Source organism: Nocardioides sp. Leaf307 (genome assembly GCF_001423135.1).
Classification (GTDB): domain Bacteria; phylum Actinomycetota; class Actinomycetes; order Propionibacteriales; family Nocardioidaceae; genus Nocardioides; species Nocardioides kribbensis.
In genome coordinates this window covers 1,527,250-1,552,381 of the sequence record NZ_LMNY01000001.1, presented here as the reverse complement: position 1 = coordinate 1,552,381, position 25,132 = coordinate 1,527,250, and the positions used below count along the sequence as shown (strand labels likewise).

Below are 25,132 nucleotides of genomic sequence, written 5' to 3'. Positions count from 1 at the left end.
CTCGACGCCCACCGGTTTGCGTGATCCGCGACCACCCCGACGGCCCCAGCCTGCTCAACCAGCGCAATTGCGCGGCGCGCTCCGCTCCCCGCTCCCCGCACCCCGCACCCCGCGTCCCGCACCCCGCGTCCCGCGCCCGGCTAGGTTGAGCCGATGGACTTCGAGGAGATCGCCGACCGCGTCTGGGTCTCACGGCGCGCGTGGTGCGACGTCAACGTCACGGTGGTCCGCGGTGAGCGCGGCCTGGTGGTGGTCGACACGCACGGGTCGCTGGCCTCGGGTCGCGCGCTGGTCGACGACGTCCGTGCGCTCGGCCGCGGCGAGGTGGTGGCGGTCGTGACCACCCACGACCACTACGACCACGCCTTCGGCGCCGGGGCGTTCCTCGAGGCCTGGGGGCCCCTGCCCGTGCACGCCCACGAGACGGCCGCCGCGCTGCTCACCGAGGCCGCCCGGCGCGGCACGGGCGACTACCGGGGCGAGCACGCCGAGGAGGTCCACGCGACCGAGGTGGTCGTGCCCGACCACGTGTTCTCCTCCGCCGCGGTGCTGGACCTGGGCAATCGCGCCCTCGAGCTGGTCCACCCCGGCCGCGGTCACACCGCGGGCGACCTCGTGGTGCGGGTGCCCGACGTCGACGTGCTGCTGGCCGGCGACCTCGTCGAGGAGGCGCCGCCCGCCGGTGCCGGGGACGGCGCGGTGCCGGCGTACGGCGCCGACTCGTTCCCGCTGGAGTGGCCCTGGAGCCTCGACGTCGTGCTGTCGCTGACCACCGGTCGCTCGGTGGTCGTGCCCGGCCACGGGTCGCCGGTCGACCGCGACTTCGTCGAGGTCCAGCGCAACGAGATCGGCCTGGTGGCCACCGAGATCCGCGACCTGGTGGCCCGCGGCGTGCCCGAGGCCGAGGCCCTGGCCACGGGGGCGTGGCCCTACCCGGCCGCGACCCTCACCGACGCGGTCGCCCGTGGCTACTCCCAGCTGCCGCGCACCCCGCGCCGGCTCCCCCTCGTCTGACCCGCCCCCCGGCCCCGCCGCGGCACCACGCCGTCACCACCCCGCCGGGCGGTCGACCGGCCGCCCGCCGGAGCACTAGCGTCGCCCCATGAGCGAGACCCCCGACGAGCCCACGACCGGCATCTCCGACGACCAGCTGCCCGAGGACCTCGTGCCCGGCGACGACAACCCCCTCGCGGAGGGCCTGCCCGCCGGCGAGGACGCCGGCGACCTCCTCCACGACGGCAAGCCGGCTGCGGAGTCCGACGGCGACGACGACGGTGAGGAACCCGACACCCGGCACTGACCGGCGCGCCGGGCCGGCTCGCACCGACGGGCGTCCTAGCCTGCTGCGATGAGTGATCGGTACGGCGGCGACGTGCTCTCCGGCGACTGGCGCGCCCCGAAGCGGGGCCGCGCGGTCGAGGCGCCCGCGGAGCTCGGAGCAGTGGTCGAGGAGGTCACCACCGACTGGGTCGGCGAGATCGTCGCGGTCGACCGGGACCTGCACACGCTGACGCTGGAGGACCGCCGCAGCAGGCGGCGCACCTTCCCCCTGGGCCCCGGCTTCCTGCTGGAGGGGCGCCCCGTCATCCTCGTGGCCCCGGCCCGCCAGGGTGCCCCCGTCGCCCCGACGCGCACCGCGTCGGGCTCGGTGGCCGTGCCGGGGGCGAAGGCCCGCGTCGCGCGGCAGAGCAGGATCTTCGTCGAGGGCCGCCACGACGCGGAGCTGGTGGAGAAGGTCTGGGGCGACGACCTGCGCATCGAGGGGGTCGTCGTGGAGTTCCTCGGCGGCGTCGACGACCTCGCCGACCACCTGGTCGACTTCAGGCCCGGGCCGCAGCGGCGCGTGGGCGTGCTGGTCGACCACCTGGTGCCGGGGTCGAAGGAGAGCCGCATCGCCCAGGGCATCGCGCGCTCGGCGGTGGGCAAGCACGTCCTGATCGTCGGCCACCCCTTCATCGACGTCTGGCAGGCCGTGAAGCCCGACCGCCTGGGGCTGGCGGCCTGGCCGACGATCCCGCGCTCGGTGGAGTGGAAGAAGGGCGTGTGCCAGCACCTCGGCTGGCCGCACCGCGACCAGGCCGACATCGCGCGCGCCTGGAAGCACATCCTGGGCAAGGTGGCCTCCTACGACGACCTGGAGCCGGCCCTGCTCGGTAGGGTCGAGGAGCTGATCGACTTCGTCACGGTCGACTGACCGCGACCGGCACCAGGAGGCCCCATGTCCCAGCCGCCCTTCGGCCAACCGCCCTACGGCCAGCAGCCCTACGGCCAGACCCCCTACGGCCAGACCCCCTACGGCCAGACCCCCTACGGCCAGACCCCGGGGCCCGACGGCCTGACCCCCGACGAGCGCACCTGGGGCGGCGCGGCGCACTGGTCGGCCCTCGTCGCGGCCTTCGTGGCCCTGTCGTTCCTCGGCCCGCTGCTCGTGCTGCTCCTCAAGGGCGGCACCTCACCCTACGTGCGGCAGCAGTCGGTCGAGAGCCTCAATTTCCAGCTCTCCATCCTCATCTACGGCGTCGTGTCGCTCGTGCTCGCCCTGGCGCTGGTGGGCTTCCTGCTGCTGCCGGTGGTGGGGCTGGTCTGGCTGGTGTTCACCGTCATCGGCTCGGTGCGCTCGGCGCGCGGCGAGCTCTACCGCTACCCGCTGACCATCCGCATGGTCAGCTGAGCAGGTCGCGCACCACGCCGTCGGCGACGAGACGCGCCGCGTCCTCGAGCACGACCCGGTCACCCTCGACCCGCACAAGGCCCCGCGAGCGCAGCCCCGGCACGGCGGCGGCGCCGGCGTCGTCGAGGACGTCGAGCGGGAGGCCCTCGCGCAGCCGCAGCTCCAGCAGCACCCGCTCGACGCGACGGTCCTCCGGTGCCAGCACCTCGCGCGCGTGCGCCGGGCTCAGCCCGGCGCCGATCCGCTCGGCGTAGGCGACGGGGTGCTTGACGTTCCACCACCGCACGCCCCCCACGTGGGAGTGGGCGCCGGGACCGACGCCCCACCAGTCGGCCCCGGTCCAGTAGAGCTCGTTGTGGCGGCAGCGGTGGGCTCCGCTGGCCGGCATGCCCCGGGCCCAGTTCGACACCTCGTACCACCCCAGCCCGGCCGCGACCAGCCGCTCGTCGACGAGGGCGTACTTGTCGGCCAGGTCGTCCTCGTCGGGCATGGGCAGCTCGCCGCGCCGCACCCGGCGGGCCAGCGCGGTGCCGTCCTCGACGATGAGCGAGTACGCCGAGACGTGGTCGGGCTCGCAGGCCAGGGCCGCGTCGACCGAGGTGGCCCAGTCCTCCAGGCTCTCCCCGGGCGTGCCGTAGATGAGGTCGAGGCTCACCTGCTCGAAGCCGGCCTCGCGGGCCCACGCGACCGCCGCCGGCACGCGGCGGGGGTCGTGGGTGCGGTCGAGCACCCGCAGCACGTGGCCCACCTGCGACTGCATGCCGAAGGAGACGCGGTTGAGGCCCAGCTCGCGCAGCCGTGCCAGGTCGGCGGCGTCGACGCTGTCGGGGTTGGACTCGGTGGTGATCTCGGCGTCGGGCGCGAGCCCGAACTCCTCGGCGACCGCCTCCACGACGGCCCCGAGGTCGTCGGGGTCGAGCAGGGTGGGGGTGCCGCCGCCGAAGAAGACCGTCGACACGGGCAGGTCGACCTCGCCGAGGACCCGTCGCGCCTGCCGGACCTCGGCCACCGCCGCGGCGGCGTACGTCGAGCGCGAGGCCCCCGGGGCGCCCCCGGCGGGGCCGAGCTCCTCGGCGGTGTAGGTGTTGAAGTCGCAGTAGCCGCAGCGCACGGCGCAGAAGGGCACGTGGACGTAGAGGCCGAACGGGCGCCGGCCCAGACCGGCCAGCGCGGCCTCGGGCAGGGACCCGTCGGCGGGGACGGGATCGCCGTCGGGCAGGGCGGAGGGCATCTGGCCATCCTCCCACCCGGGGCCCGGGCGGCTCGGCGGCGGCTCGGACCCGGACGGCTCAGACGGGGACGTTGAGGGTCAGGGTGTAGCCCTCGGCCACCGACCCGGTCGCCTTCGCCAGCTGCAGCGAGTAGCCGTCGGAGAAGACGTTGTCGCTGTCGAGGCTGGTCTGGGCCATGTTCGTGACGCTCTGCTCGTAGCCCTCGGCCTCGGCGTAGACGGCGTCGGCGACGTCCTGGGGGATGGCCAGCTGGCTGGTGCGCAGCTTGTTGGAGGCGCTCGTGGCGTCCGCGAGGCTGGGGTAGACCTCGAAGTGCACGTGGGGCCAGCGACCCGAGTAGGCGGCGGGGAAGATGGTGGTGAACTCCACCCAGCCCTTCTCGTCGGTCTCCTGGACCCCGCGCAGGTAGTTCTCCTCCGCGATGGACTCCGAGTACATCGAGTACTCCCCGTCGCGGTCGCAGTGCCACACGTAGACCGCCGCCCCCGACAGCACCTCGGCCTCGTCGCCGGTGAGGTCGTAGACCTTGAGGCGCAGCGTCGTGGGCACCCCCTCGGCCACGCCCGAGGCGGAGCCGAAGCTGCGGGTGATGTCGGAGCGCACGACCCCCGACTCCGTCAGCACGTTGACGCCGTTGGACCCGTCGCCGGGGTAGGGACCGGCGGTCTCCTCGGGGATCTCGCCCTCGGCGACCTCCACCTCGGACCCGGCGGGCGCCGCGCCGCCGGGCCCGCCCTCCGGCGGGGTGCCGCCCGCGGTGCTGCTCCCGGTGCTGCTCGTCGAGTCGGCGTCGGCGGAGCACGCCGCGAGCGCCGTGGCCGCGCCCACGCCACCCACCGCGGCGAGGAATCGGCGCCGCCCGAGACGGTTGCGCTCCACGATCCGGGGCAGGTCGTGGCTCAGGCCCAGGTCGTGGTCCTCGAGGTCGCCCTGGTGGTCATGGTGGTGGTCGTGGCGCTGGTGCGGGGTCATGGCTCTCCTCGGAAGACGGAACGGGTGCCGGCGGTCTCCCGCCGGCACCCATTCGAGTCGTCCTGCCTGTGCGCCCCCTGTGGGGAGCCTGCGCTCAGGAGTAGAAGGAGGCGATCCTCTCGGAGTTGTTGCTCTCCACCACGTTGCGCTTGACCTTCATCGAGGGGGTCAGCTCGCCGGACTCGATGGTCAGGTCGTGGTCGAGCAGGTCCCACTTCTTGATGGTCTCCCAGCGGTTGAGCCGCTCGTTGAGCTGGTCGACGTAGCCCCCGACCATGGCGCGCACCTTCTCCGAGCGCACGATGTCGGTGTAGGAGGCGCCCGACATCCCGTTCTCCTCGGCCCACGTCGCCATCGCGTCGGGGTCGAGGGTGATGAGGGCGACCACGAAGTTGCGCTCGTTGCCGAAGACGAGGAACTGGCTGGCGTAGGGGCACAGGGCCTTGAACTTGGCCTCGATCGCCGAGGGGGCGATGTACTTGCCGCCCGAGGTCTTGAAGAGGTCCTTGATCCGCCCGGTGATGGTCAGGAAGCCCTCGGCGTCGAGGCTGCCCTTGTCGCCCGTGCGCAGCCAGCCGTCCTCGGTGAACGCCTTGGCGGTCTCCTCGGGCAGGTTGTGGTAGCCGGCCATGATGTGGGGGCCGCGGATCTGGATCTCGTCGCCCTCCCCGATGCGGATCTCGCTGCCGGGCATGGCCTTGCCGACGCTGCCGATGCGGTAGTCGTCGGGGTGGTTGACCGCCGCGCCCGCCGAGTTCTCCGTCAGGCCGTAGCCCTCGAGGATGAGGATGCCGGCGGCGTGGAAGAAGTCGGCGATCTCGGAGTTGAGGGCGGCGGAGCCGGAGATGAAGAACTTCACGCGGCCGCCGAAGCGCTCCCGGACCTTGCTGTAGACCAGCTTGTCGAAGAGGCCGTGCTGCACCCGCAGCGCCAGCGGGACCGACTTTCCCTCGCGCTTGAGGCGGTCGACGGTCGTGCCGACCTCGAAGGCCTTGGTGAAGATCTTCTCCTTCGCGCCACCCTCCGCGGCCTGCATGGTGACGATGCGGGCGTGGGCCTTCTCGAAGATGCGGGGGGCCGCACCCATGAAGGTCGGCTTGACGACGCCGAGGTTGTCGACGATGCGGTCGACGCGACCGTCGATGGCGGTGGCGAACCCGCAGGCGAGCTGGGCCGAGAGCAGCACCTTGCCGAAGGAGTGGGCCATCGGCAGCCACAGGAACTGCAGGTCGGTCTCGTCGAGGATCCCCTGCTCCTTGATGAGCGCACCCTGGTAGACCCAGCCGCGGTGCAGCAGGCGCACGCCCTTGGGGCGCCCGGTCGTGCCCGAGGTGTAGATCAGCGTGGCCAGCTGGTCGGCCGGGATCGCCTCGGCGGTGCGCCGGATGACGTCGGGGTGCTCGGCGAGGTAGGCGTCGCCGCGCGCGGCGAGCTGGTCCATGCTGAGCACGCCCTCGCCGTCGGCGGCACCGTCGAAGGTCACGACCGTGCCGAGGGCCGGGAGCTCGCCGCGGTGCTCGGCGATCTTGGCCAGCTGCTCGTCGTCCTCGGCGAAGACCACGCGGCACTCGGCGTCGCTGAGGATGTACGCCGTGTCCTCGCTGTTGGTCGTGGGGTAGACCGTCGTGGTCGCACCGGCCGCGAGCATGATCGCGAGGTCGGCCAGGACCCACTCGTAGCGCGTGCTCGAGGCGATGCCGACGCGCTGCTCGGGCTCGATGCCCAGCGAGAGCAGGCCGGCGGCGAGCCGGGAGACCAGCTCGCCGGTCTGGCGCCAGGTCACCGACTCCCAGGCCTCGCCGACCGGGAAGCGGTAGGCCTCGCTGTCGGGCGAGGTGGCCACCCGGTCGAGGAACAGCAGGGCGACGTTGGGTGTGAGGTGATCGACGAAGCCGGGGTCGATGGTGGCGGGCATTGACGCTCTCCTGCGGTGGACGACGACAGTGCCCGTAACCTACGTCACGTCGTGACCCGTGAGTAACCGGATCCCCCCAGGCGGTCCGTGTCGGGCCAGGCTTTACCCGGGACGCGCGCCCCCGGCGACCCAGCGCTCAGCGGCGAGCCGCGCCTCCGGCACCAGGTCGGGCACCTCGAGCAGGCGGGGCAGCAGCGACCGGTCGAGGTGGACGGCCCGGAACATCAGCGCGACGGTCACACCGTGCCCGGGCCGGTGGCGCACCCGCACCTCGTCGCCGGCGGCCAGCGCCCCCTCCCCCAGCACCCTGAGGTACGCGCCGGGGCGGGCCCGCTCGGTGAAGCGCCGCAGCCAGGCCTCGGCGGGCAGTCCGCAGTGGTCCATCCAGCCGCTCAGGGTGCGGCACGGGGTGCGGGGCGAGCGCACCTCCAGCACGACCTCCCCCACCTCCCAGCGCTCGCCGATCTCGCAGTCGTCGACGTCGAGCCCGCTCACGGTGAGGTTCTCCCCCAGCTGTCCGTCGGGCAGGTCGTGGCCCAGCTCCGCGGCCCAGTCGTCCAGCGCCTCGCGGGCGTAGGCGTAGACGGCCTTGTCGGGCCCTCCGTGGTGGCGACGGTTCGACACCTCGTCGCCCACCAGGCCCGCCGCCGTCGCCCGCACCGGCCCCCGGACCGGGGACTTGTCGATGGAGGTGCGCCCCGTGGTCGCCCACGACGCCGCACGGGGACGACCCACGTTGACCGACCGCACCACCGCCACGTCGCCATCGTGCCAGCCCGCGGTCCGGCACCCGGCGCCACACCGTGTGACACGTCACGCACCCCGGTGGTTTGGACCGGGCCCACCGGGATAGGTTGAGTGGTGTCATACCGGGGGGTATCAGTTACATGCGTCTTCACATGGACGACGTCGTGCCAGGACTGGCCAGCGTCACACCATTGCTCATCGCCGCCGACCTGCTGGCCGTCACGGGTGCCAGCCTCGTCGTCGCCGACTCCGTCACGCTCGTCACCGTGCTGTGCGCCGCCGTCGGCGGCGCCGTGGTCAGCCGGGGTCTCAGCCTCCAGCGCTCCCGACTCGTGCTGTCGGTCCTGGAGGACCTGCCGGCCCTGAGCCTGACCGCGATCGCCTCCACGCTGCTGCTGCTGGCCACCAGCGGCCTCGACGTGGGCGACGGCGGAGCGGTGCTCGGCCCGGTCGCGGCCTTCGCGGCCACGACGCTCGGCCTGCTGGCGACCCTGCGCGGGGTGGCGTATACGCTCGTGCGGGCCGGGCGCCGGCGCGGTGTGCTCTCGCACCCCGTCGTCATCGTCGGCACCGACGGCGTGGCCCGGCGCCTCGCGGCGGCCCTGCTCGCCGACCGCAGCCTCGGGCTGCACCCCGTGGGGTTCGTCGACGACGACGTCGAGACCGCCCTCGACCTGCCCGTGCCCCTGCTCGGCGCGCTCGGCGACCTGCCCCACGCGATGCGGGCCCTCGACGTCAACGACGTCATCTTCGCCTTCGGCAACGCGCCCGACGAGCGGGCCCTGGCCCTGGTGCGCTACTGCCAGAGCCAGGACCACCAGGTCTTCGTGGTGCCGCGCTTCTACGAGATGATGGGCCTCGACCGCCCCAGCCGCATCGAGGTCGTGCGCGACGTCGCCGTCGTGCGGCTGCGCCGCTGGCGGGTGCGGCCCCACGCCCTGCTCGTCAAGCGGTGCTTCGACGCCACCCTGTCGGCGGCCGCCCTGGCCGCCCTCGCCCCCCTGATGCTCGGCATCGCGCTCGCGGTCCGGCTCGAGACCGGGCCGGGCGTCATCTTCCGCCAGGTGCGCGTGGGCCGCGGCGGTCGCACCTTCGAGCTGATGAAGTTCCGCTCGATGAAGCCCGCCGACCCCTCCGAGAGCGCCACGGCGTGGAACATCGACAACGACCACCGCATCGGCCCGGTCGGCCGGTTCCTGCGCCGCACCGGTCTCGACGAGCTGCCGCAGCTGGTCAACATCCTGCGCGGTGACATGAGCCTGGTCGGCCCGCGCCCCGAGCGGCCCTACTTCGTCGAGCAGTTCTCCCGCGAGACCCGGGGCTACGGCCACCGGCACCGGGTGCCGATGGGCCTGACCGGGTGGGCGCAGGTCAACGACCTGCGGGGCGACACCTCCATCGACGACCGGGTGCGGGCCGACAACTACTACATCGAGAACTGGTCGCTGTGGGGCGACGTCAAGATCGTGGTGCGCACCGCGCGCACCCTCGTGCGACCCCAGCCCGCTGCCACGCCGGCCTCGGCCGGCCCCACGACCGCCGACCGCGTGACGGGCGGCGACCGGGCCGCCGAGGTCACCGTCGACCCGGCCGTCGTACGTCGCATCGACGGCGCGCAGCGTCCGCCCGCCGGGCACCGGGGCTCCGAGGGGACGCCCGAGTCGGTGCGCCGCGGCGCCTGACCCGTCCCCCGGCGGGTCGTCCGGCTCCGCTCAGGCGCGGTTGCGTGACGCCATCAGGCCCAGCGACAGCCGGGCCACGCGCCGGGCGGCCTCGGCGGCGTCGCGCTCGGCGCTGACGTGGTCGTAGCCCGCCCACCCCTCGTCGTCGGCCCGCGCGGGGTCGAGGAGCCGCTCGGCCAGCGCCGCGGCGAGGGCGTCCGGGTCGCCGGGCGGCACGAGGGCCCCCACGCCGTCGACCACGCCCTCGGCGATCCCCGGGACGTCGGTGGCCACGACGCTGCGTCCGCTCGCCATCGCCTCGAGCGGCGCGAGGGCCATGCCCTCGTAGCGCGAGGGCACGGTCACGACGTCGGCCGCCGAGAGCCAGTCGGGCACGTCGACGCGGGCGCCGGCGAAGACGACCCCGCGGAGGCCGCTGGCACGCCGGCGCAGGTCGGCCTCGTCGGGCCCGGCGCCGACGAGCACCAGCTGGGCACCCGGCACGGCCTCGAGGACCGACGTCCAGGCGTCGAGCAGCCCGTCCTGGCCCTTCTGGTGGCTCAGCCGCCCCACGCACACGACCGTCGGGGCCTCGCGCAGGCCCAGGCGCGCCCGCGCCTCGACCCGGTCCTCGGGGCTGGTGGGGCCGAAGCGGCGCAGGTCGACCCCGTTGGGCACCACGGTCACCTCGGCGCGCACGCCCGCCGCCTCGCCCACGAGCCGCTCCCCCTCGCCGACGCACACGACCTGGTCGGTCCACCGCACGGCGAAGCGCTCCCACAGCAGCGCCAGCCGGCTCGACGTGCCGGACCCGGCCTGGAAGGACCAGGCGTGGGGCTGGAAGACGGTGGGCACGCGCCGTCGCACCGCGAGCCGACCGGCCAGGCCGGCCTTCGAGCTGTGCAGGTGCACCAGGTCGGGACCGAGCCTGGTGACCAGCGCGGACAGACGGGCGGTCTCCTCCAGGGTCCCGACGCCGGGCTCGCGGCCGGCGCGCCACCACGCCACCTCGGCGCCGGCCTCGCGGGCCGCGTAGCCCAGCCAGCCCTCCGAGGGGCAGGCCACGCTCACCCGCCAGCCCCGGGCCAGCTGCTCGCGCACGTAGCCCAGCAGCACCTCGGCCGTGCCCTCGCTCGTCGGCACGCTGACGTGCAGCACGTGCGGACGGCCCGGCGTGGCCCCGACGGGGGCGGTCGCGGCGCTCAGGGCGCCACCGCCTCGGCGCGGTGCCCGACGAGCACGGTGCCGGCCAGGCGCACGCCGGCGACGACGAACCGGTCGGCGTAGGCGGCCAGGGCCTCGGGACTGATGACGCCCTCCACGACCCCGAGCAGCAGCGAGCCGCCCGCGGACATGACGAGCGCGTCGTCGCGCTCCTCCAGCGAGGGGGCGATGACCACCACGACGTCGAAGGTGCGGGTCAGGGCCTCGGCCAGCGCCCCGAACCTCCGCTCGAGCAGGTCGCCCGGCTCGGCGCCCGCGTCGGAGGCGGGCGCGCGACCGGGAGGCAGCACGCTGAGTCCGTCGACGGGGCCGGGGCTGACCGCGTGCTCCCAGGGCGTGCCGCGCAGCACGTCGTGGAGACCGGGGGTGTCGGGCTCCTCGGGCAGGGGCTCGTCGGCGGGGGTCGCGAGCCGCCCGTCGAGGAGCAGCACCCGGCGCCCGGCCGAGGCCAGGGAGATGGCCAGGTTGGCGCCGAGCCAGGCGTTGACGTCGCCCGTCGTCACCCCCGTGACGACGACCAGGTGCGGCGGGTGCGCCCGGTGCGAGGCCTCCAGCGACAGGCGCAGGCGGCGGAAGACGTCGGCGGCCGGCGTGCCGGTGAACATGGCCTGCAGGGTCGGCGACCGGGGTGGGGCCACGTGGGCGAGCACGGGGGCCCGCAGCGCCGCCTCGACGCCGTGGGCGTCCTTGACCGTGTAGGTCCGGCGGTCGCGGGCCAGGGCCGAGACCACCGCGAGCACCAGGCTCAGCAGGACGCCGACGCCGATGGCGAGCGGGAGGTCGGGGCTGGAGTAGGTCGCCGGCTCGACCGCGGGGTCGACATCGGTGAACTCGAAGGCCCCGGTGGGGTCGCTCTGCTGCAGCGTGAAGGACGCGGCGTTGGCCAGGCCCGCCGCGTCGCGGGCCGACGGGTCGGCGACGGTGATCTCGATCAGCTGGGTGCCCTCGACCCAGCGCGCGTCGACCTCGTCGAGCAGCTGCCCCACCGACCGGTCGACCCCGGCGCGCGTGGCGGCCTGACGCAGCACCTCGGGCGTCGTGGCGGTCTCGGCCAAGGTCGCGCGCAGGTCGTCGAGCTCGGCCGGGGCGGGCGCTCCGGGCGCCGGGGCGGCCGACACCGTCGCGGTCGCGGTGTAGGTCTTGGTCGAGGACCACACCCCCACCGCGACGCCGATCGCCGTGACCACCACCACCACGGCCACCAGCAGACGCTGGCGCCACAGAGCGGCCCCCATGTCTCGCAGCTCCATGCCCACGCTCTCCGCGGTCGGTCCTGCCCGACCGTCCTCACCCGTGGCCAGGAGATCTTCCCGGCCCCGCACGCCCCCGAGCGGAGTGCTGCACGGTGGCACCCTGGTGCGGCCACCGCTTGAAATGTCTACCACCCGAGCGCACCACCCAAACCCGTCAGCAGCCTGCGGTAGAGGTCACGGTAGGCCGCGTGCATGGTCGCCGTGGCGAAACGCGCGTCGACGAGCCCGCGGGCCCGCGCCGTGCGCTCCGTGACCGCGCGGCCGCCGGCGAGCACCTCGTGCAGACCGGCCGCCAGCCGGGGCGCGGAGCCCGGCGCCACCCGCGTCACGGCATCGCCCAGGCTGGCCAGGCCGCCCACGTCGCTGGCGACCACGGGCACGCCGACCGCCATGGCCTCGAGCACGGCCATCGGCAGGCCCTCACGGTCGCTGGGGAGCACCAGGACGTCGGCCGCGGCCAGAAGTCGCGCCACGTCGGCGCGCTCGCCGAGCAGGCGCACGCTCGCGGTGAGCCCGGCGTCGGCGACCTGCTGCTCGAGGGCCCGGCGCTGCGGCCCCTCGCCGACCAGCAGCAGGGTACCGAGCGCCTCCCCGTGCCCGTCCCCGTGCTGGGCCCTGCGCTCGGCCCAGGCCTCGACCAGCAGGTCCTGGCGCTTGGGCCCGGCCAGCCGGGCCAGGCAGAGCACCACCGGTCCCCCGTCGGGGAGCCCCAGGTCGCGCCGCGCTGCGACCCGGTCGCCGGCGCGGGCCGCCGGAGCCACCCGCACGGCGTTCTCGATGACCGAGAGCCGCTGCGGGTCGAGCCCGGCCGTCACGAGGTCGTCGGCGACGGAGTCGGAGACGGCCACGACGTGGTCGGCGCAGCGGGTCAGCACCCCGACGGCGCGGGGGTAGCTCTGCGGCGGGAGGCCGTGCACGGTGCTCAGCACCGGAGGTCCACCCGCGGGATAGGTCGCCATCCGGGCGACGAGGGTGGCCCGGACGTTGTGGGCGTGGACCAGGTCGGGGCGCAGGCGCTGGGCGTGCGCCGCGAGGCGTACGACGGAGCGCGTGCGGTCGAGGGCCGTGTCGCGTCGCAGCGGCACGCGCAGCGTCTCGACACCGCCGATCCCGGCGACCTCCCGCTCCCGGAAGCCGCCGCTGCTGGCCAGGCTGACCTGGTGGCCCTCGGCGGCCAGGTGGGCGGCCATCTCCGCGACCAGCGTCTCCGCGCCGCCCGGTCCCATCTCGGCGATCGTGACCAGCACCCTCACGCCGTCACCCGGTCGTAGGTCCGCAGCAGTCCCGCGACGCAGTGCGACCGGGTCCACCCGGCCGCCACCCTCTCGCGCGCGGCCGTGCCGAGCCGCCGTCGCAGCCGCGGGTCGTCGCGCAGCCGGCGGAGCGCACCCCCCAGGGCGTCGGGGTCGTCGACCGGCACCAGGAGGCCCTCGACGCCGTCGCGCACGACCTCCGGCACCCCGCCGACCGCGGTCGCCACCACCGGCAGGCCGTGGGCCATGGCCTGGAGCATCGCGAGCGGCTGGTTCTCGGCGGCGGAGGTCGACACGTAGACGTCGGCCGCAGCCAGCGCGGGGGCGAGGTCAGGCAGCTGCCCGACCACCTCGACGCCGCCCGGGCCGCGCCAGCCGGTCGCCGCCACGCGGCGCAGCAGGAGGTCGCGCTCCGGCCCCTCCCCCGCGATCACCACCGGTCCCAGCCCCGACACCCGCTCGACCGCGTCGAGCAGAGCGCCGGGCCGCTTGGCCGGCACCAGCCGGCCGGCCCACACCAGGGCCGGCGCCCGGGCGGGTCCGGCGGGTCCGACGGGGCCGACGGGCGGTACCTCGACGCCGTTGGGCACGACGTCGAGCAGGTCGGGGTCCACGCCGACGCGGTGCACCAGGAAGTCCGCGACGGCCCGGCTGGGCGTGACCACCCGCGTGTGCGTCCACCGGGCCGACCACCGGGTCGCCCACCGCTCGCCGGCGACGTAGTAGAGGTCGTCGCGCCGCCGGCGCGGGCCGACGAGGGCGTTGCCCGCCACCTGGTCGCTCAGGCCGTCGGCGACCCCGTGCACGGTGTGGACCACGCCCGCCTGCAGGGCGGGGGCGGCGAGGCGGCCCACCCAGGCCGCCCGCCGGTCGTGGAGGTGGACGACGTCGGGGCGCAGGCCGCGCACGACGCGCGCCAGCGCCAGGGCCCCGGCGGCGTCCCGCGTGGAGGTCACCGCCACCGTGTGCCAGGCGGCCCCCGCCGCCCGCACCGTCTCCGTGCGCGGCGACGCCGGACCCACCACGTGCACGTCGATCCCCTGTCGGGCCATGGCGGCCGCCACCGCGGACACGTGGTCGGCCGGTCCGCCCCCCGGCTGGGTCAGCACGTGCACCACCCGGCCGCGCCACCGGTGCTCGGCGGGCACGTCCGACCTCGTCGGGCGGACCTCGTCGGGGGGCCTCATCGGGCGCGGCGCACGCGCGGTGGTCGCCGCGCGGGTGCGCGGTCGCCGACGGACACCGCGACGGCGAGGGCCGCCAGCAGCCACAGCGGGAGGTAGAACTGCTCGCTGAGGAAGGACGCGGCCACCCCGGTGCCCACCAGGGCGGTGCACACCCCCGCGGCCAGCGGCGAGCGGTCGCGCCGCCAGCGGGCCCAGGCGCCGGCGAAGGCGGTCCCGAGCACCGAGAGCAGGGCCAGCAGGCCGAGGAGACCGAGCTCGGCCGCCACCTCGAGATAGGTGTTGTGGGCGGTGTCGAGGTCGGCCACGGAGGCCCCGGCGTCGCCGGCGTAGTCCTGGTGCTCCTCGGCGAAGGACCCGGGGCCGTGACCGAGCAGCGGCGCGTCGAGGGTCATCCGCGCGGCCTGCTGCCACAGCTCGAGGCGCTGGGAGACGTTCTCCTGGGCCACCGCCTGCTTCTGCTCGAAGCTGACCCTCACCAGGTCGGCGTTGACCGACGCCGTGAAGGCGACCGCGGTGACCACGACCACGAGCAGGGCGCCGACGGCGCGCCACGGCAGCAGCCGCACCACGACGGCGACGCCCAGCGCGACCAGCAGCCCGAGCACGGCGCCGCGGGAGTAGGTGCCGGCCAGGGCGACCGCGCACAGGACCGTGGCGAGGTCCCACGCGCGGGGTCGGCGGCTCTCCGCGCGCACGGCCAGGCCGAGCGGCACCGCGGCGAGGAGGTAGAAGGCGAAGTCGTTGGGGTCGGCCACCGGCCCGCCGACCCGGCGGTCGCCGTCGGCGGAGGGGAAGACCACGAGGGCGCAGAGGGCCGCCAGGGCGCAGGACGCGACGTAGACCTCGGCGAGCACGGTGGGCGCCAGGCGCCCGCGCAGGCAGTCGGCGAGCACGACCAGCACGGCCAGGAAGCCGGCCCACCGACCCAGGGTGGCCACCGCGGCGCCGTCGGAGCCGGTGACCAGGGTCGACAGCAGCAGCACGACGACGAGCACGCCGGCCGACACCAGCACGGGGCTGCGCGGTGCGTGGTGGAAGGGCCGCGCGGCCCGGCGCACGGCCCAGGCGACCACCACCACCACGGCCAGCGTCTTGGTGGCGGCGGGCGAGACGAAGACCAGGTAGTCCTCGAAGACCGACGCCGCCACGACCACCAGGGCGGCGATCTCGATCTGGCCCAGCAGCAGCGTCAGCACGACGACGGCGAGCACGACCAGCCCGGTGAGGCCCGGGGCGAGACCCACCGACACGCCGCCCAGGAGGGCGAGCAGGACCGGTAGGACGGTGTGCAGCCACGCCGGCCGGGTCCGCCGCGACGGGTCGTGCCGACGGGGGCGCCCCACCGACAGCAGGGCGCTGGGCGCCTCCCGGAGCATGAGGGTCATCGGGTCCGGCCCTCCCCCAGGAGCGAGCCGACGCGCGCGAGGGCCGCCAGGAGCACGGCTGCCGCCACGACGACCTGCGCCGCGGCGACGGCCACGACCCCGGCGGGAGCGAGCAGGAGCAGCGTCGGCAGCAGGAGCAGCAGGTGGGCCAGCCGCGCGAGCACCGCCTCGCCGGGACGGCCCATGGCGTGCAGCACGGTCAGCGTCACGTGGAGCAGCCCCGCCGCGAGGGCGTAGGCCGCGAGCACCCGGAGCACCGGCACGGCCGGGGCCCACGCGGGTCCCAGCAGCACCAGGCGGTCGGCCAGCAGGGCCAGCAGCCCGCAGACGGGCAGGAGCAGCGCCAGCGAGAGCCGCGCGAGGTCCGACACCGTGGCCCGCAGCTCCGCGCCGTGCCGGCGGCACAGCACGGGGAAGGCGGCGCTGGAGAGGACCACGGCCACCAGGAGGTAGGGCACCGCCGCCACCCGGAAGGCCAACGAGTAGTGGCCCAGCGCCACGGCGCCGAGCAGGTGGGCGACCACGACGTAGTCGAGGTTGACCTGGACGAGCTCGAGCAGGTGGGCCCCCGACCACGGGAGCCCGAAGCGCAGGAGGCCGCGCACGTCGTCGGCGTGCCACCCCGGGCGCACGGGCGGGTGCACGCACCAGGCCAGCAGCAGCACCGCGACGCCCTGCACCACCTGGCCGGCCACCAGCGCTCCGACGCCCCAGCCCCGCCCGACCAGCCACACCGCCAGCGCGGCCCCCAGCAGGGAGGCCGCGACGTCGGGCAGCACCCGGCGGCCGAAGGCCAGGCGCCGGCGCATCAGCTCGAGGGTGACCATGGCCGCCGCGACCAGCGGGGCCGTCAGCACGAGGCCGCGCACCGGGCCGACGGCGGCGGGTCCCGCCCCCAGCGCGGACACCAGCGCCGGCGCCGAGACCCACACCGCGAGCGTCGCCGCGGCGCCCGAGGCCAGCGCGAGGGAGACCGCGGAGCGGGCGGCCCGGTCGACGTCGCCCTCCCAGCGCACCAGGGCGGCGGAGGCCCCGAGACCGCTGACGAGCGCCACGGCGCTCGACACCAGGGTGGCCAGGGCGACGACCCCGAGGTCGGCCGGCACCAGGGCCGCGGCCAGGGCCAGCAGCACGACGGTCTGCCCGGCCTTCAGGCTCACGGCGTGCGTGGCGAACCACAGCGCCCCCGTGCCCACAGGACGCTCGCGGGGCGGGAGGGCGCGACGCTCGCGGGGCGGGAGGGCGCGCGTCGGTGCGGCCACCACGGCACGCGCGACGTCGAACATCATCCCCCCGGACTGCGACCGGGACGTCCTCCCGATCGCCATGATCGTGCTCCGACGCTACCCCGGATGGTGTGTCGCTACACCCGCGAGGGCATCATGGGGGCCGGTCCACGCGTGTCGACGGTGATTCGGGGGAACACATGCGCACCCAGCCGGCCCGCCTCCTGGTGGCGCTCCTGCTGCCCGCTCTGCTGCTGGCCCTCGCCGGCTGCGCCGACCTGCGGGCCCAGGTGGCCGGCGCGGCCGACGTCCCCGCCTCGGGCGCGGCCGAGGCGCCCGACGTGCTGACCACCAGCGAGTGGGCCGTCACCGACGGCCTCCTCTCGGTGCTGGTGCGCAACGAGGAGGACCGCACGCTGCGCACCGCCGAGGTCACCCTCGAGGCCTTCGACCGCGACGACGTGTCCCTCGGCACCTGGAGCGCCAGCGCCATGGTCGGGCAGGACGCCTGCTGCACCGTCACCGACATGGCCCCCGGCGAGATCTACGGGCTCTACTTCCCCGTCGGCGTCGACGTCGGGGAGGTCGCCGCGGTCGACCTCGACTACCGCGACGTCGCCTGGCAGCCCGCCGCGACCGACCAGGACAGCTCCACCGCCTCGGCCACCGGCCTGGCCAGCGACCTCAACGCCAGCCGCACCGTCGTCAACGCCGACCTCACCGTGGGCAGCGCCGACATCCCGCAGGCCCTCGTGCAGGCCATCCTGCGCGGCGTCGACGGTCAGCTGGTGGCGGTCGTCACCGGGGTGTGGACCTGCCTGACGGCCTTCGAGGTGCGCCCGATCGAGATGCAGCTCTTCCAGGGCGTGCCCGAGGGCACCGTGGTCGACTCGATCACGGTGCGACCGCTCGACCCCTCGACCAGCCCCGTCGCACCGACCTGCGGCTAGCCACGCCCGGGAGCCCCGGGTGCCCCGGGCGCTGGAGGCGCCGAGGGCACCGCGTGCGCCGCGGCCGCCCGAGCGGATCAGTGGCCGCGGAAGAGCCAGCCGAGCGGGCGGGCACCCGTGAGGGCCTGGTCGAGATCGTCCTGCTCGCCGCCCGTGGTACGGGCGCCCGACGCCGTCCGCTGCGACGGGCCCGTCGCCGGCTCGGGCGCCACGGCCTCGTCCTCCCCCACGGGCACCGGGCCGGGGGCGGTCTCCGCGCCCGAGGTGGACCCGGGCTCCCCGTCACCGTCGTCGGCCAGGTCGTCGGCCAGGTCGTCGGCAGCGAGGTCGTCGGCAGCGAGGTCGTCGGCGGCGTGGTCGTCGGGACCCACGACCACGACCGGCAGCGCGGTGACCTCGGCCCCTGGGCCGGAGGCGCCGTCGGCGCCCTGGGGTGCGTCCGCCGTGTCGGTCGTGTCCGCCGTGTCGGTCGTGTCGGTCGTGTCGGTCGGGTCGGATCCGACGGCGGCGTCGAGCTCGGCGGCCGCGGTGGTCACCGCGAGCGCCACCGTGCTGGCGCTCGCCAGGGTGGTGGCGAGACCGCGCAGGTCGGAGTCGATCCCGGCGATGAGCCGCTCGGCCTGCTGGCGCACCTGGGCCATCTCGGCGAGGGCCTCGGCCCGGGCCTCGCGGCGGGCCTCGGCGCGCGCGGCCTCGGCCTCGTCGCGCACCCGGACGGCCTCCGCCTCGGCCTCCTCCTTCACCCGGGTGGCCGTCGCCTCCGCCTCCGCCACCGTGCTGCGGGCCCGCTCCGCCGCGGCGTCGCGCTCGCGCTCGGCGTCGGCGCGGGCCTCGGCCACCAGCGTGGTGGCCAGCTCCTGGGCCTCGCGCACGAGGTCGTCGGCCTCGGCCACGGCCGCGTCGCGCACGCGCGTGGCCTCGGCGAGCAGCCCGCTGGCCTCGCGCCGCGTCGCCAGCTCCGCGCGCAGCGCCGCGGCCCGCGCCCCGACGTCACCCGCCGGGCCCGCTCCCGCGTCGCCCGCGTCGCCCGCTGCGTCCTGCGACTGGTCCTGCGACTGGTCCTGATCGGTCACCGTCGTCCCCCTTTGCGCTGGTGTCCTGCCCCGAGGGTAACCCGGCTCAGCCCTGCACGGCCTTGGCGATCGTGATGCAGCGGGTCAGCCACTCGGCGTCGGGCGCTCCCGACTCCACCGACCACAGGGCGTGGTGCAGCATGCGCACGACGACCCAGTCGCGGGCACGGTCCTCGTCGAGGCCGGCGGTGTCGATGGTGGTGTGGAAGCGGCGGCGCACCGCGTCGCGCACGTCGCCGGAGGCCAGGACCTCCTCCCAGCGGTTCCACAGCAGCGGCGCCACCTCGTAGTGCGGGTCGCCGCTGACCGGCTTCGGGTCGATCGCCAGCCACTCCGGCCCGTCGGAGCGCGAGGTGGCCAGCACGTTGGCGTAGTGGAGGTCGGTGTGGATCGTCGTGCCGGCGGCCGCGTCGTCGCCCAGCAGGTCGCGGCCCAGCGCCACCGCCTGCTCCACCAGGCGGTGCGGCACCCCGGCGTCGCGCGGCAGCCCGGCCAGCCGCTCGCTCCAGGGCTCGACGTACGACGCGAGGGTGCGCAGCTGCGGCGGGGCCGGCGTGTGAAGCGCGGCGTAGAGCCCGCCGACGACCTCGCAGGCCTCGACGTCCCAGGCGTCGGTGAGGTCGCGGCCCTCCAGGCGCTCCAGCAGCAGCGCGCGGCGGTGGGGGTCGGCGCGCAGCAGCCGCACGCTCGCGCGCCCGCCCCAGCGCTGGAGCACCAGTGCCTCGTGCTCGGACTCCTCCTCGGGGAAGGCGAGCTTGAGCACCGCCGGCGCGCCGCGGTCGGTGCGCACCGGCAGCACCCACGAGCAGTGCCCGGCGCGGGGCTCGCCGTCGGCGGCGAGCTCCCACGCACCGGCCAGCTCCTCGACCAGCCGCGGCAGCCGCTCGACGAAGGCCGCCCAGTCGGGCCCACGCGCGGCGAAGGCCGTGACCTCGGCCGGCAGCCGTGGCCTCACCGGGCCCGCACCTACTTCTTGCCGGACTTCTCGCCGGCGACGGTCGGGCCGTTGGACAGCGCGGCGATGAACGCCTCCTGGGGGACCTCGACGCGGCCGACCATCTTCATCCGCTTCTTGCCCTCCTTCTGCTTCTCCAGCAGCTTGCGCTTGCGGGTGATGTCGCCGCCGTAGCACTTGGCCAGGACGTCCTTGCGGATGGCGCGGATGTTCTCCCGCGCGATCACCCGGGCGCCGATGGCGGCCTGGATCGGCACCTCGAACTGCTGGCGCGGGATGAGGTCCTTGAGCTTGCCGGCCAGCATGACGCCGTAGGAGTAGGCCGCCTCGCGGTGGACGATGGCGGAGAAGGCGTCGACCGGCTCCCCCTGGAGCAGGATGTCGACCTTCACCAGGTCGGCGGCCTGCTCGCCCGAGCGCTCGTAGTTGAGCGAGGCGTAGCCCTTGGTCTTGGACTTGAGGTGGTCGAAGAAGTCGAAGGCGATCTCGCCCATCGGCAGCGTGTAGCGCATCTCGACACGGTCCTCGGAGAGGTAGTCCATGCCCTTGAGCGTGCCGCGCTTGGTCTGGCACAGCTCCATGATCGTGCCGATGTAGTCCGAGGGGCTGAGGATCGTGGCGTTGACCACCGGCTCGCGGACCTCGGCGATCTTGCCCTCGGGGTACTCGCTGGGGTTGGTCACCGTCAGCTCGGTGCCGTCCTCCATGACGACCTCGTAGACCACGTTCGGGGCGGTGGAGATGAGGTCGAGGTTGAACTCGCGCTCGAGGCGGTCGCGGGTGATCTCCATGTGCAGCAGGCCCAGGAAGCCCAGGCGGAAGCCGAAGCCGAGCGCGCCGGAGGTCTCCGGCTCGTAGGTCAGGGCCGCGTCGTTGAGCTGGAGCTTCTCGAGCGCCTCGCGCAGGTCGCCGAACTGGTCGCCGTCGATGGGGTAGAGACCGGCGTAGACCATCGGGTTGGGGTGCTTGTAGCCGCCCAGGGCCTGGGTCGCGCCGTGGTGCTGGGTGGTGACGGTGTCACCGACGCGCGACTGGCGCACGTCCTTCACCCCGGTGATGAGGTAGCCCACCTCGCCGACGCCGATCTTGTCGGCCTTGACCTGCTCGGGGCTGATCACGCCGAGCTCGAGCAGCTCGTGGGTGGCGCCGGTCGACATCATCTTGATCCGGTCGCGGTGGCTGAGCTCGCCGTCGATGACGCGGACGTAGGTGACCACGCCGCGGTAGGTGTCGTAGACGGAGTCGAAGATGAGCGCCCGTGCGGGCTTGTCGGCCTCGCCCACGGGCGGCGGGGTCTGCTTGACGATCTCGTTGAGCAGGTCGGCCACGCCGACGCCGGTCTTGGCGCTGACCCGCAGCACGTCGGAGGGGTCGCAGCCGACCAGCCCGGCGAGCTCCGCGGCGTACTTCTCGGGGTTGGCGCTGGGCAGGTCGATCTTGTTGAGCACCGGGATGATGTGCAGGTCGGCGCCCATGGCGAGGTAGAGGTTGGCCAGCGTCTGCGCCTCGATGCCCTGGGCCGCGTCGACCAGCAGGACCGCGGCCTCGCAGGCCTCCAGGGAGCGCGAGACCTCGTAGGTGAAGTCGACGTGGCCCGGCGTGTCGATCATGTTGAGCACGTAGTCGCCGGCCTCGGCGCCCTGCTCGTTGGCCGCCGGCACCGTCCACGGCATGCGCACGGCCTGGCTCTTGATGGTGATGCCGCGCTCGCGCTCGATGTCCATGCGGTCGAGGTACTGCGCCCGGGCGGCGCGCTCGTCGACCACGCCGGTCAGCTGCAGCATCCGGTCGGCCAGCGTCGACTTGCCGTGGTCGATGTGCGCGATGATGCAGAAGTTGCGGATGATCGCGGGCGCGGTCTGGCCGGGCTGCGGCAGAGGGGTGGGTGCCATGGTGCGCCCATTGTCCCCAACGCCGCCACAGGCGCGAAACCCGTGCCGCGAGGTCACTCCGGAGCGGCGACGAACTCCTTGGTCTTGGCCAGCGCGAAGCCCCAGCCCTGCGCGACGGTGGGCGTCGGCGGCACGGCCACCTCGTCGGGGTTGGTGACCACGTCGAGGAGCACGGGCCCGGGGTGGGCCAGCGCCTCGCGCACGGCCTCGTCGACGTCGTGGGGGTCGGTGACCCGCACCCCGTGCAGGCCCACGGCCCGCGCCACCGCGGCGAAGTCGGGGTTGTGCAGCACCGTGCCGAACTCGGGCAGCCCCGCCTGCTCCATCTCCAGCTTGACCATGCCCAGGCGGCCGTTGTCGAAGACCACCAGCTTGACCGGCAGGTCGTGGGAGACGGCCGTGATGAGGTCGCCCATCAGCATCGACAGACCGCCGTCACCGCAGAAGGCCACCACCTGGCGGGCCCGGTCGAGGCCCTGGGCGCCCAGGGCCTGCGGCATGGCGTTGGCCATCGAGCCGAGGTTGTAGCTGCCGAGCAGCCGGCGCGTGCCCGACATGCGCACGAAGCGCGCGAGCCAGGTGGTGGCCATGCCGGTGTCGGTGGTGAAGACGGCGTCGCTCGCGGCGTGGCGGTCCACGGCCGCGGCCAGCAGCTCGGGGCGGATCAGCGCGTCGGGGTTGTCGACGCGGCGGCGCAGCAGGCCGCGCGGTCGTCGGTCGTGGTCGGGGTCGGTCAGGCGCTGCTGCCGCTCGCGCCAGGCGTCGTACGACGAGCGCGCCGACTCCAGGTGCGACCGGTCGGGCTTGGCCGACAGCCGGGCGAGCAGGCCATCGACGGCGAGACGGGCGTCGCCGACCACGGCGTGCTGCACCGGGATCCGCCGGCCGATCCGGGCGCCGTCGAGGTCGACCTGCACGACCGTCTTCCCCTCGGGCAGGAAACCGGTGTAGGGGAAGTCGGTGCCGAGGAGCACCAGCACGTCGCAGCCGGAGAAGGCCACCTCGGAGGCGTGGTTGCCCAGCAGGCCCGACTGGCCGACCTCGTAGGGGTTGTCCTCCTCCAGCCCCTCCTTGGCCTTGAGCGAGAGCACCATCGGCGCGCAGAGCCGCTCGGCCAGCCGCAGCACCTCCGCGCGGGCGTGCCGCGCACCGGCGCCCACCAGCAGGGTCACCGCGGAGGCCGACTCGAGGGCGGTGGCGGCCTCGGCGAGGGCGTCGGGGTCCGGCGTGGCGACCGCCGGGCGGGCCACCAGGCGCGGCACCGGCGTGCCGGAGGGCAGGTCGAGCTCGCCGACGTCGCCGGGCAGGGTGAGCACGGCCACGCCGCGGTGCTGGAGGGCGGCGTTGCCGGCCCGCTCGATCAGCCCGGGCAGCTGCTCGGTGCTGGTGACGGTCTCGCAGAAGACCGAGACGTCGGCGAAGAGGGTGTCGTTGTCGACCTCCTGGAAGAAGTCGCTGCCCATGTCGCCGCGCGGCACCTGCCCGCAGATGGCCAGCACGGGGGCGCCGGACTTCTTGGCGTCGTAGAGCCCGTTGAGCAGGTGGATCGCCCCCGGGCCCACCGTGCCCATGCAGACCCCGAGCCGCCCGGTGAGCTGGGCCTGGGCCCCGGCGGCGAAGGCCGCGACCTCCTCGTGGCGCACCCCCATCCACTCCAGGCGCTCCTCGCGCCGGATCGCTTCGGTGACGGGGTTGAGCGCGTCGCCGACCACGCCCCAGACCTGGGTGACGCCGTGGTCGGCGAGGGACTCCGCGAGCAGCTCTGCGACGGTGGTCATGGCCCCACCCTCCGCTCGCGGCACGACGCCCGGCTCCCCTCGCGGGGTGGGTCGCCGCCGACGGGCCCGGTGGCCGAGGATGGCCGCGTGCACCCCACGACGATCCCCCACGGCCGCACGGCGCGGCGCGTCGAGTGGTCCTTCCTGCCCCCGGCGCTGCGCGCCCAGGTCGAGCGGCGCCTCGGCTCCCCCGTGGTCGAGGCCCGCTCCCAGCGCGCCGGCTTCACCCCCGGCATGGCCTCGGTGCTGGTGTGCGCCGACGGCAGCCGCCACTTCGTCAAGGCGGCCTCGGTCAAGGCCCAGCGGCCCTTCGCCGAGGCCTACCGCGCGGAGGCCCGCACGCTGGCCGCCCTGCCTGCGGCCACCCCCGCGCCGCGGCTGCGGTGGGTCCACGACGACGACGACTGGGTGGTGCTGGCCATCGAGCACGTGGAGGCGCGCGCGCCCCGCCGGCCGTGGACCCCCGCCGACCTCGACGCCGCGCTGGCGGCCCTGGCCCGCGCCGCCCAGACGCTGACCGCGGCCCCGGACGGCCCGGCCGTCGTCGCGGGCGCCGCCGACTTCGCCACCGAGTTCGCCGGCTTCCCGACGTACTGGGACAGCCTGCGGCGCAGCCTGCCCGACCTGCGCCACCGCGAGGAGGCCGCGCTCCTGGCCGGGCGCTTCCGCGAGGTGACCGCCGGCAGCACCCTGGTGCACACCGACGTGCGCGACGACAACCTGCTGGTGCGCCCCGACGGCAGCGTCCTGGTCTGCGACTGGAACTGGCCGGCGCTGGGGGCGCCGTGGATCGACTCCCTGCTGCTGCTCATCGGCCCCCGCGGCGACGGACTCGACGTGGAGGCCGTGCTCGCCACCCACCCGACCTTCGCCGGCGTCGCCCCCGAGGCCGTCGACATCGTGCTCGCCCTGGTCACCGGCTACTTCCTCAAGTCCGCCGGCGACCCCGTGCCCGCGACCTCCCCCCACCTGCGCGAGGCGCAGTGGTGGCAGGGCGACGTGTGCTGGCACTGGCTCAGCGAGCGGCGCGGGTGGGAGTGAGCCCCGTGACCGGACCCGTGACCAGTCCCGCGGTGGGGCCGAGGTGAGCCCGAGGTGAGCCCGCCCTGGTCCGCGCCGGTGACGACGTCGTGACGGGGGTGCTGGCCGGCCTCGGCACCCACCTGGCGCTGCGGGCCCACACCGCCCGTGACGTCGGTCTGCCGGGGCTGGCGGACTTCCGGCGCCGGGAGTCGGCCCGCTTCCTCGGCGGCGCGGCGCGGCGCCTGGGGGTGTGACCCGAGGTGCGGGTGGTGCGATTTGGGGGCCCAGGAGCGCCGCTGTTAATCTTGCTCGTCGCGTGTCTGGCCGCAGCCTGCGCCGACCGCACCGCAGACCTGCAGCACCAGACCACCACACGTCGACTCGAAGCGAAGGCACATCCGTGGCGAACATCAAGTCCCAGATCAAGCGCAACAAGCAGAACGAGAAGGCGCACGAGCGCAACAAGGCGGTCAAGACCGGCCTGAAGACCGCCGTCCGCAAGTTCCGCTCCGCCGCCGACGCCGGCGACAAGGACACCGCCGTCACCGCCGGCCGCGACGCTGCGCGCATGCTCGACAAGGCCGCCTCCAAGGGCGTCATCCACAAGAACCAGGCGGCGAACCGCAAGTCGGCCATCGCCAAGAAGACCGCCTCTCTCTGAGTCGGTCCACCACGAAGGCGCCACCCCGGTCGGGGTGGCGCCTTCGTCGTTCTCCGGCCCAGCTGCGCGGCCCG

23 protein-coding genes are annotated in these 25,132 nt (G+C 75.0%); 9 read left to right on the top strand and 14 right to left on the bottom strand.

The genetic code is table 11. The features are described 5' to 3' along the window. The first annotated feature begins 153 nt into the window (after positions 1–153). From ASF50_RS07065 to ASF50_RS07050, 4 genes are all read left to right on the top strand, one after another. On the top strand, positions 154–1,014 hold the full coding sequence (locus ASF50_RS07065) for an MBL fold metallo-hydrolase (protein WP_056903887.1): 861 nt from the start codon (positions 154–156) through the stop codon (positions 1,012–1,014). Between the two features lie 88 nt (positions 1,015–1,102). After that, entirely contained in the window at positions 1,103–1,300 is a 198-nt protein-coding gene (locus ASF50_RS07060; RefSeq protein WP_056903886.1) for a hypothetical protein, read from the top strand. Positions 1,301–1,348: 48 nt separating this feature from the next. Further along, on the top strand, positions 1,349–2,194 hold the full coding sequence (locus ASF50_RS07055) for a DUF3097 domain-containing protein (protein ID WP_056903885.1): 846 nt from the start codon (positions 1,349–1,351) through the stop codon (positions 2,192–2,194). A 24-nt stretch (positions 2,195–2,218) separates the two neighbouring features. Further along, positions 2,219–2,671: a DUF4870 domain-containing protein gene (locus tag ASF50_RS07050; protein ID WP_082502844.1), complete on the top strand. Its 453-nt coding sequence runs from the start codon at positions 2,219–2,221 to the stop codon at positions 2,669–2,671. Here the strand turns inward: ASF50_RS07050 and hemW are convergent. The 4 genes from hemW to ASF50_RS07030 all read right to left on the bottom strand — a co-directional run bounded on the left by hemW (position 2,664) and on the right by ASF50_RS07030 (position 7,549). Then, positions 2,664–3,902 carry a radical SAM family heme chaperone HemW gene (gene hemW, locus ASF50_RS07045; protein ID WP_056903884.1) on the bottom strand — a complete coding sequence of 413 codons (1,239 nt, stop codon included), beginning with the start codon at positions 3,900–3,902 and terminating at the stop codon, positions 2,664–2,666. The two genes, ASF50_RS07050 and hemW, sit on opposite strands and share 8 nt — an antisense overlap. Positions 3,903–3,960: 58 nt before the next feature. After that, positions 3,961–4,875, bottom strand: coding sequence for an intradiol ring-cleavage dioxygenase (locus ASF50_RS07040; RefSeq protein WP_056903883.1), 915 nt, complete (start codon positions 4,873–4,875; stop codon positions 3,961–3,963). A gap of 94 nt (positions 4,876–4,969) precedes the next feature. After that, complete coding sequence (locus tag ASF50_RS07035; protein ID WP_056864197.1) at positions 4,970–6,790, bottom strand: AMP-dependent synthetase/ligase; 1,821 nt, start codon at positions 6,788–6,790, stop codon at positions 4,970–4,972. A 102-nt stretch (positions 6,791–6,892) separates the two neighbouring features. Then, positions 6,893–7,549, bottom strand: a complete 657-nt coding sequence (locus ASF50_RS07030; RefSeq protein WP_156718131.1) for an MOSC domain-containing protein — start codon at positions 7,547–7,549, stop codon at positions 6,893–6,895. Positions 7,550–7,677: 128 nt separating this feature from the next. On the opposite strand from ASF50_RS07030, the gene ASF50_RS07025 reads away from it, so the two are divergent. Then, a complete protein-coding gene (locus ASF50_RS07025; RefSeq protein ID WP_082502842.1) occupies positions 7,678–9,219 on the top strand; it encodes a sugar transferase in 1,542 nt (513 codons plus the stop codon). Between the two features lie 30 nt (positions 9,220–9,249). On the opposite strand, the gene ASF50_RS07020 is transcribed toward ASF50_RS07025, so the two are convergent. The 6 genes from ASF50_RS07020 to ASF50_RS06995 form a co-directional block, all read right to left on the bottom strand. Further along, a complete protein-coding gene (locus tag ASF50_RS07020; protein ID WP_200919048.1) occupies positions 9,250–10,356 on the bottom strand; it encodes a glycosyltransferase in 1,107 nt (368 codons plus the stop codon). 44 nt (positions 10,357–10,400) lie between these two features. Then, on the bottom strand, positions 10,401–11,672 hold the full coding sequence (locus ASF50_RS07015) for a hypothetical protein (protein ID WP_056903881.1): 1,272 nt from the start codon (positions 11,670–11,672) through the stop codon (positions 10,401–10,403). Positions 11,673–11,800: 128 nt separating this feature from the next. Further along, a complete protein-coding gene (locus tag ASF50_RS07010) occupies positions 11,801–12,928 on the bottom strand; it encodes a glycosyltransferase (protein WP_156718130.1) in 1,128 nt (375 codons plus the stop codon). After that, positions 12,925–14,076, bottom strand: a complete 1,152-nt coding sequence (locus ASF50_RS07005) for a glycosyltransferase family 4 protein (RefSeq protein ID WP_056903879.1) — start codon at positions 14,074–14,076, stop codon at positions 12,925–12,927. The genes ASF50_RS07010 and ASF50_RS07005 overlap by 4 nt, the downstream gene beginning before the upstream one ends. Before the next feature lie 35 nt (positions 14,077–14,111). Further along, entirely contained in the window at positions 14,112–15,500 is a 1,389-nt protein-coding gene (locus tag ASF50_RS07000) for an O-antigen ligase family protein (RefSeq protein ID WP_056903878.1), read from the bottom strand. Further along, positions 15,497–16,828, bottom strand: coding sequence for an oligosaccharide flippase family protein (locus ASF50_RS06995; RefSeq protein WP_082502838.1), 1,332 nt, complete (start codon positions 16,826–16,828; stop codon positions 15,497–15,499). The genes ASF50_RS07000 and ASF50_RS06995 overlap by 4 nt, the downstream gene beginning before the upstream one ends. Positions 16,829–16,926: 98 nt before the next feature. Here ASF50_RS06995 and ASF50_RS06990 point away from each other — a divergent pair, with 98 nt between their 5' ends. Beyond that, positions 16,927–17,676, top strand: coding sequence for a hypothetical protein (locus ASF50_RS06990; RefSeq protein ID WP_056903876.1), 750 nt, complete (start codon positions 16,927–16,929; stop codon positions 17,674–17,676). 77 nt (positions 17,677–17,753) lie between these two features. Here the strand turns inward: ASF50_RS06990 and ASF50_RS06985 are convergent, their stop codons facing one another. The 4 genes from ASF50_RS06985 to ASF50_RS06970 are packed head-to-tail and all read right to left on the bottom strand — an operon-like array spanning position 17,754 to position 23,374. Next, a complete protein-coding gene (locus ASF50_RS06985) occupies positions 17,754–18,749 on the bottom strand; it encodes a hypothetical protein (RefSeq protein WP_056903875.1) in 996 nt (331 codons plus the stop codon). Between the two features lie 46 nt (positions 18,750–18,795). Then, the gene (locus ASF50_RS06980; RefSeq protein ID WP_056903874.1) at positions 18,796–19,704 is read right to left on the bottom strand and encodes an aminoglycoside phosphotransferase family protein; all 909 of its coding nucleotides are present in this window, start codon (positions 19,702–19,704) and stop codon (positions 18,796–18,798) included. A gap of 11 nt (positions 19,705–19,715) precedes the next feature. Next, positions 19,716–21,596: a translation elongation factor 4 gene (gene lepA, locus ASF50_RS06975; RefSeq protein ID WP_056903873.1), complete on the bottom strand. Its 1,881-nt coding sequence runs from the start codon at positions 21,594–21,596 to the stop codon at positions 19,716–19,718. Between the two features lie 53 nt (positions 21,597–21,649). Further along, positions 21,650–23,374 (bottom strand): thiamine pyrophosphate-dependent enzyme, encoded by a 1,725-nt coding sequence (locus ASF50_RS06970; RefSeq protein ID WP_056903872.1) that lies wholly within the window; start codon positions 23,372–23,374, stop codon positions 21,650–21,652. A gap of 87 nt (positions 23,375–23,461) precedes the next feature. On the opposite strand from ASF50_RS06970, the gene ASF50_RS06965 reads away from it, so the two are divergent. The 3 genes from ASF50_RS06965 to rpsT all read left to right on the top strand — a co-directional run bounded on the left by ASF50_RS06965 (position 23,462) and on the right by rpsT (position 25,058). Beyond that, positions 23,462–24,415, top strand: coding sequence for a phosphotransferase (locus ASF50_RS06965; RefSeq protein WP_056903871.1), 954 nt, complete (start codon positions 23,462–23,464; stop codon positions 24,413–24,415). An 89-nt stretch (positions 24,416–24,504) separates the two neighbouring features. Then, on the top strand, positions 24,505–24,651 hold the full coding sequence (locus ASF50_RS18885; protein WP_156718129.1) for a hypothetical protein: 147 nt from the start codon (positions 24,505–24,507) through the stop codon (positions 24,649–24,651). Positions 24,652–24,797: 146 nt separating this feature from the next. Continuing rightward, positions 24,798–25,058: a 30S ribosomal protein S20 gene (gene rpsT / locus ASF50_RS06960; protein ID WP_056864184.1), complete on the top strand. Its 261-nt coding sequence runs from the start codon at positions 24,798–24,800 to the stop codon at positions 25,056–25,058. Positions 25,059–25,132: the final 74 nt, after the last annotated feature.